Source organism: Streptomyces sp. MK37H (assembly GCF_018035285.1).
Taxonomy (GTDB): domain Bacteria; phylum Actinomycetota; class Actinomycetes; order Streptomycetales; family Streptomycetaceae; genus Streptomyces; species Streptomyces endocoffeicus.
Window position 1 is genome coordinate 1 of the sequence record NZ_JAAAYH010000451.1, and the last position, 7,072, is coordinate 7,072.

Sequence of the window (7,072 nt, forward strand, 5' to 3'; positions counted from 1 at the left end):
CGATCTGCGCCTGGAGGTCGCGCTCAACGGCCACACGATCTCCCGCCCGCCCTTCTCCGCCATGTACTGGACCCCGGCCCAGCAGCTCGCCCATCTCACGGTGAACGGCGCCTCGCTGCGCACCGGCGACCTCTTCGCCTCCGGCACGGTCAGCGGTCCGCGCCCGGACGAGCTCGGCTGTCTCCTCGAACTCACCTGGGGCGGCCGCCAACCCCTGCGGCTCCCCGACGGCGCCCGCACCTTCCTGGAGGACGGCGACGAGGTGACCGTCAGGGCCTGGGCGCCGGGCCCGCAGGGGACCCGTGTCGGCCTGGGCGAGGTGACCGGCCAGGTCGTCCCGGCCACGCCCTGACGCGACTGCTAATTTGTCGTGCTCCTGCCCTGACGATCCCGGACGACCGAGGAGAAGCACGTGAAGAAGGCAGTGAGCATCGCCGGCACGGTGGCGGCGGCCGCCCTGCTGCTGACCGCATGCGGCAGTGACGGTGGCGACGACAAGAAGGACACATCCAAGGACCCCTCCTCCGCGTCGAGCGCCCCGGCGGAGGGGGGCGCGGGCACGAAGGTCTCCGGCACCTATGTGGCGAAGGCCGGTGACGGGGCCGCCATCCTGTCCATCAGCGGCAAGAAGGCCGTTCTGATGGCCGACAAGCACATCTGCAACGGCGAGTACGCCGACATGGGCGGGAAGATGCTCATGCTCAAGTGCGCCGACGGCAACACCGACCGCAGCGCGGGCAAGGTCACCGCGAGCGCGGACGGCAAGACCCTCACGGTCGACTGGGACGCGCTCGCCAAGAATGACACCTTCATCAAGGCGACCTCGCCCAGCGACCTCCCCTCGGGCCTGCCGACGTCGCTGCCCTCCGGCCTCCCGACCGATGTGCCGACCGACCTCCCGACCGGCTGAACCACGGCGCCGGACCCTCTCCGGCACCCCGGGCCCCTGGCGCGCAGGCGCGCCGGGGGCCCGCCGCGCACAGTGGCAGATCTTGCCGCCGCGGACACGAAACCGCAGGCGGAAGCGGTAGGAAAGCCGCCGTCAGGTGGCGCAATACTTCGGCAACACCATCGGCCCGGCCCCGTCGGTATGGTCCCGATACGACCCCACCGACCAGCGAATCCCCGGAGCCGGCCGATGCCAGCCGAACGCCCCCGCGAGCACGCCCCGCCGGTCGCCGCCGCGCGCCGCCGCCGGCTCCGTGCCGACCGGGCACGGCAACTCGCCGACCTGCTCCGCCACCAGGTCCTCACCGGCGGCTTCCCCGGGGGCGTGCTCCCCCTGGAGGACGCGCTCGGCCAGGACTACGGCGCCTCCCGCAACACCGTGCGCCAGGCGCTCGACCTGCTGCGCTCCGAGCGCCTGGTGGAGCGGCAGCCCGGGGTGGGCACGGTCGTGGTCGCGGAGAAGTACCTACACGGCCTGGACCGGCTGATGGGCCTGGCCGAGACCCTTCACGAGCACGGCCGGGTCACCAATGAGGTGCGCACCGTCGGCCCCGTCCCGGCGCCCGCCTGCGTCGCGGACCGGCTGGGCGTCCCCGCCCGTTCCGATGTCCTCTACGTCGAGCGGCTGCGCCGGCTCGGCGGGCTCCCGCTCTCCCTCGACCTCACCTACCTCCCGATGGACATCGGCGCCGACCTCATCGGCGCCGACCTGGAGAACACCGATGTCTTCCGGCTGATCGAGAAGATCACCGGACAGCCCCTGGGCACCGCCGAGATCACCCTTGAGGCCGTCAACGCCGACGCCCACTCGGCCGCCGTTCTGCAGGCCCCGCGCCGTGCCGCGGTCCTGATGCTGGAGCGGCTCACCCATCTGTGCGATGGACGCCCGGTGGACCTGGAGTTCATCCGGTTCCGCGGCGACCGGATCACCATGAGCGGCCAGTTGCGCCGCACCGCCTGAGACCCACCCACCACACCCTCTGCCCCTTCACGCCCTTCCCTGGAGACAGCCATGCCTCTGGCGCCCCAGCGTGCCGATGTGCCGGTGACGATCGACGAGTCCAAGTGCATCGACGGCTGCACCCTGTGCGTGGACATGTGCCCCCTCGACTCCCTCGCGATCCACCCCGACAGCGGTAAGGCGTACATGCACGTCGACGAGTGCTGGTACTGCGGCCCGTGCGCCGCCCGCTGTCCCACCGGCGCGGTCACGGTCAACATGCCCTATCTCCTGAGGTGAAAGGCCCCTCGATGCAGCGCACGACCCTCCCGTCGGCCCTCGCCGCCGGCGCCCTGCTGCTGTCCCTCACCGGCTGCGGCGGCGACGCGGACGCGGACGGCAAGACCGTGACCGTCACCGTCGGCTACCAGTCCAAGACCATCAACACCGTGACCGCGGGCACCCTGCTGCGCTCGCTCGGCGCCTTCGAACGCGAGCTGCGCGCCCTGGGCCGTCGCGACGGCCATACGTACAAGGTGAAGTGGGAGGACTACGCCACCGGAGCGCCCATCACCGCGCAGATGGTCGCCGGTAAGGTCGACATCGGATCGATGGGCGACTTCCCGCTCCTGATCAACTCCGGTCGCGGCACCCAGCTGAACGCGCCGACCCGCCTGGTCTCCGTCACCGGCTACAACCTGCGCGGCGGCCTCAATACGGTCCTCACCGCGCCCGGTTCCAAGCTGCGCGCCCTGTCCGGGCTGCGCGGCAAGAACGTCTCCACCAGCGTCGGCTCCGCCGCGGACGGCACGCTCGTGCGCGCCCTGCAACAGGCCGGCATCGACCCCGAGGGCGGCATCCACAAGCTCAACCAGCAGCCCGCCGTGGGCGCCTCGGCCCTCGAGGCGGGCAGCGCGGACGCCCTCTCGCAGTTCGTGGCCTGGCCGGGGCTGCTCGCCTTCCAGGGCAAGGCCAAGGCGCTGTACGACGGCGCCCGGCTGAACCTCCCCACCTTCCACGGGGTCACCACGCGCAAGGCGTTCGCCGACGAGCGCCCGGCCGTCGTCCAGGCGTTCCTCGCCGCCCAGATCGACGCCACCCGCTATCTGCGCGCCCATCCGCTCGACGCCGCCCGTAAGGTCGCCACCGCGACCGGGCTGCCGCCCGAAGTGGTCTACCTCTACAACGGCAGCGGCGGCATCGCGACCTTCGACCCGACCCTCAAGCCACGGCTGACCGCCGCGCTCAAGAAGGACGTCCCGGTGCTGCGTGACGCCAAACTGGTCGGCCCGGTCGACGTGTCGTCCTTTGTCGACGACCGCTATCTCAAACGGGCGTACGGAAGCGCGGACGCCTACGCCAAGGCGCTGCGCGCCACCCCGCCCGCCTCCCCGAACCAGCTCTGGCTCAAGGGCGAGGACCGGCTCCGCACCTTCGCCACCCCCACCGAGCTGCTGCGCTTCGCCGGAAGCCACCGCGACCGCGTCCGGGCCGCCTACGTGCCCGACGCGGCCACCGGCACCCGGTGGTTCGCGGACCGGGCGATCTGGGTCCGCGACGGCCGCGATCTGCGGGCCTTCGTCACCCCGGACAACGCCCGCGGCTGGATCGCCGGCCACCCCGGCGCCCGCACCCTCAGCTACCCGGCGGCCCTGGCGGCGGCCCGATGAGCGCGCCCACCTCGTCCGTACGGCCCCGCCCGGCCCCGGAGGCCGCCGGAGCCCGGGGTGCCGCCGCGCCCCGGCCGCTTCGGCGCCGCCCCTGGGTCCGCTACACCCTGCGTGCCGGTTCGCTGCTGGCCGCGCTCGGCCTGTGGCAGTTGCTCACCGCCCTCGACGTCAACCTATGGCTGCGTTTCGCGCAGTTCCCGTCCGCCACTGATGTGGTCCGGGAGTTCGCCGACCGCCTCGGCACCGGCGCCTACTGGCAGGACCTGACCGACTCCCTCAGCCGCATCCTCACCGGGTTCGCGCTCGCCGCCGTCCTGGGCGTGGCGGTCGGTACCGCCATCGCCCGCTCCCCGCTCGTATCCGATCTGCTCGGCCCCGTCCTCGAGGTGTGCCGCCCGATCCCGGCCATCGCGCTGGTGCCGGTGGCGATCCTGATGTTCCCCAGCAATGAGCAGGGGATCATCTTCATCACCTTCACCGCCGCCTTCTTCCCAGTCATGGTGAGCACCCGGCACGCGGTCCGCGCGCTGGCCCCCGTCTGGGAGGAGGCGGTGCTGACCATGGGCGGCGGGCGCGGACGCGTCCTGGTGTCCGTCGTGCTGCCCGGGGCGCTGCCCGGGATCCTCGGCGGGCTCTCCGTCGGCATCGGCGTCTCATGGATCTGTGTGATCTCCGCCGAGATGATCTCCGGCGCCTACGGGGCCGGCTATCGCACCTGGCAGGACTACACGATCGTCGACTACCCGGGCGTCTTCGTCGGCATGACCACGATCGGCGTGCTCGGCTGGCTCACCTCCACGGCGGTCGAGCTGGCCGGACGGCGGCTGACCCGATGGCTGCCCCGTACGGAGACCACGGGCCGGCCGGCGCCCGCGCGCAAGGAGGCAGCCACCCCGTGAGCACATCCGACATCACCACCGCCCCGGCCGCGCCGGCCGCCGAAGTCGCCCCGCCGGGCGTACGACTGCGCCTGGAGGACGCCGCCCTCGGCCGCCCCGGCGCACCCGTCCTCCACGGTCTCGACCTGGACGTCGCGCCCGGTGACATCCTTACGGTCGTCGGCCCGTCCGGATGCGGCAAGTCCACCCTGCTGCGCACGCTCGCCGGACTGCTGCCGCCCCTCGGCGGGCGGGTCACCCAGGACGGCATCCCGATCACCCGGCCGCACGCCGACCGGGCGCTGATCTTCCAGGAGGACGCGCTGCTGCCCTGGCGCACCCTCCGCGCCAACGTCGAACTCCCGCTCGCCATACGGGGCGTACCGCGCGCCGAGCGCCGCGGCCGGGCCGAGGCGTGGCTGGAGCGCGTCGGGCTCGCCGAGCACAGCGGGCGGCTGCCGCACCGGGTCTCGGGCGGCCAGCGGCAGCGGGCCCAGCTCGCCCGGGCGCTCGTCGGCGAGCCGCGCGCCGTCCTCATGGACGAGCCTTTCGGCGCGCTCGACGCACAGACCCGGGCCGGGATGCAGCGGCTGCTGGTCGAGGTGCTCCAGGGCACCCGCGCCACCGTCGTCTTCGTCACCCACGACGTGGACGAGGCGCTGTTCCTCGGCGACCGGGTGGCGCTGCTGGGCGGCGCGGAGGGCGGCGGCCGGGTGCTGGACATCCCGCATCCGCGCGAGCGCGCCGCCCATGACGCCGCGGCGACCGTCGCGCTGCGCCGTCAGGTCCTCGAATCCCTCGGCATGTGAAAGGCCCAACTGGCGTGAACAACAGGGAGCACAGGGAGCGTCCGGAGCGCAGGGAGCACCCGGAGGACGGGGAGCACATGGCGGACGGGGAGCACGTTGCGGACGCCGCGACCGTGGAGATCCCCGCCCTCGCCGCGGCCGAGGAGCTGACCTGCGACGTCCTCGTCATCGGCGGCGGCACGGCCGGCACCATGGCGGCGCTCACCGCCGCCGAGCACGGCTCCTCCGTCCTCCTCCTCGAAAAGGCGCACGTCCGCCACTCGGGCGCGCTCGCCATGGGCATGGACGGCGTCAACAACGCCGTCATCCCCGGCCGGGCCGAACCCGATGACTACGTGGCCGAGATCACCCGCGCCAACGACGGCATCGTCGACCAGTCCACCGTGCGCCAGACCGCGACCCGCGGCTTCGCCATGGTCCAGCGGCTGGAGCGGTACGGCGTGAAGTTCGAGAAGGACGAGCACGGCCAGTACGCGGTCCGCCAGGTGCACCGCTCCGGCTCGTACGTACTGCCGATGCCCGAGGGCAAGGACGTCAAGAAGGTCCTGTACCGGCAGTTGCGGCGGCGCGAGATGCGCGAACGGATCCGCATCGAGAACCGGGTGATGCCGGTCCGGGTCCTCACCGCGGGCGGCCGGGCCGTCGGCGCCGCCGGATTCCACACCCGCACCGGCCGGTTCGTCACCGTGCGCGCCGGTGCGGTGATCCTGGCCACCGGCGCCTGCGGGCGGCTCGGCCTGCCCGCGAGCGGCTATCTCTACGGCACGTACGAGAACCCCACCAACGCGGGCGACGGCTACGCCATGGCGTATCACGCGGGCGCCGAGCTGACCGGGATCGAATGCTTCCAGATCAATCCGCTGATCAAGGACTACAACGGCCCGGCCTGCGCCTATGTCGCCAATCCCTTCGGCGGCTACCAGGTCAACCGGCACGGTGAGCGGTTCGTCGACTCCGACTACTGGTCGGGGCAGATGATGTCGGAGTTCGCGGCGGAGGTGGCCAGCGAGCGCGGCCCGGTCTACCTCAAGCTCAGCCATCTGCCGGAGGAGTCGGTGGCCGCGCTGGAGTCCATCCTGCACTCCACCGAACGCCCCACCCGCGCCACCTTCCACGCGGGGCGCGGCCATGACTACCGCACCCATGACGTGGAGATGCACATCTCCGAGATCGGGCTGTGCGGCGGCCACTCGGCCTCGGGGGTACGGGTCGACGCCCACGCCCGGACCACGGTCCCCGGGCTGTACGCGGCCGGTGACCTGGCCTGCGTACCGCACAACTACATGATCGGGGCCTTTGTCTTCGGCGACCTGGCGGGCGAGGACGCCTCCCGCCAGACGGCGTACCAGGGCGAACTGCCCCCGGAGCAGCTCGCCGAGGCGCATGAGCTGATCTACGCCCCGCTGCGGAACCCCGGGGGGCCGCCGCAGCCGCAGGTCGAGTACAAGCTCCGGCGCCTGGTCAACGACTATGTGGCACCGCCCAAGAGCGGCGCCCGGCTGTCGCTCGCCATCGAGGCGTTCGAGCGGATGCGCGGGGACATCGCCGCGATGGGCGCCCACACGCCCCATGAGCTGATGCGCTGCGCCGAGGTGAGCTTCATCCGCGACTGCGCGGAAATGGCCGCGCGCTCCTCGCTGGCCAGGACGGAGAGCCGGTGGGGGCTCTACCACGAGCGCACCGACCATCCGCTGCGCGATGACGAGGGCTGGCTGCACCATCTGGATCTGCGCAAGTCGGCGTCGGGGGCGATGGAGTTCACCGCGCGTCCCGTCGCCCCCTATCTCGTCCCGGTGACGGAGTACGCGCCCACGGGCGGGCCGTCCC

The 7,072-nt window shown here is 72.5% G+C and carries 8 protein-coding genes; all 8 read left to right on the forward strand.

Annotation, left to right across the window (positions count from 1 at the left end):
• Positions 1-352: fumarylacetoacetate hydrolase family protein (locus tag GWI24_RS37420; protein WP_210950500.1), on the forward strand; the 352-nt coding region annotated here is incomplete at its 5' end.
• A 60-nt stretch (positions 353-412) separates the two neighbouring features.
• Positions 413-910, forward strand: a complete 498-nt coding sequence (locus GWI24_RS37425) for a hypothetical protein (protein WP_210950501.1) — start codon at positions 413-415, stop codon at positions 908-910.
• Positions 911-1,138: 228 nt separating this feature from the next.
• A complete protein-coding gene (locus GWI24_RS37430) occupies positions 1,139-1,909 on the forward strand; it encodes a GntR family transcriptional regulator (RefSeq protein ID WP_210950502.1) in 771 nt (256 codons plus the stop codon).
• Between the two features lie 51 nt (positions 1,910-1,960).
• Positions 1,961-2,188: a ferredoxin family protein gene (locus GWI24_RS37435; RefSeq protein WP_014054080.1), complete on the forward strand. Its 228-nt coding sequence runs from the start codon at positions 1,961-1,963 to the stop codon at positions 2,186-2,188.
• Between the two features lie 11 nt (positions 2,189-2,199).
• Entirely contained in the window at positions 2,200-3,558 is a 1,359-nt protein-coding gene (locus tag GWI24_RS37440; protein WP_210950503.1) for an ABC transporter substrate-binding protein, read from the forward strand.
• Positions 3,555-4,457, forward strand: coding sequence for an ABC transporter permease (locus tag GWI24_RS37445; RefSeq protein ID WP_247617428.1), 903 nt, complete (start codon positions 3,555-3,557; stop codon positions 4,455-4,457). Before GWI24_RS37440 ends, GWI24_RS37445 begins: the two co-directional genes overlap by 4 nt.
• Positions 4,454-5,245 carry an ABC transporter ATP-binding protein gene (locus GWI24_RS37450; protein WP_210950504.1) on the forward strand — a complete coding sequence of 264 codons (792 nt, stop codon included), beginning with the start codon at positions 4,454-4,456 and terminating at the stop codon, positions 5,243-5,245. Before GWI24_RS37445 ends, GWI24_RS37450 begins: the two co-directional genes overlap by 4 nt.
• Before the next feature lie 77 nt (positions 5,246-5,322).
• Positions 5,323-7,072, forward strand: a 1,750-nt coding sequence (locus tag GWI24_RS37455) for a fumarate reductase/succinate dehydrogenase flavoprotein subunit (protein WP_210950506.1), incomplete at its 3' end; no start/stop codon positions are given.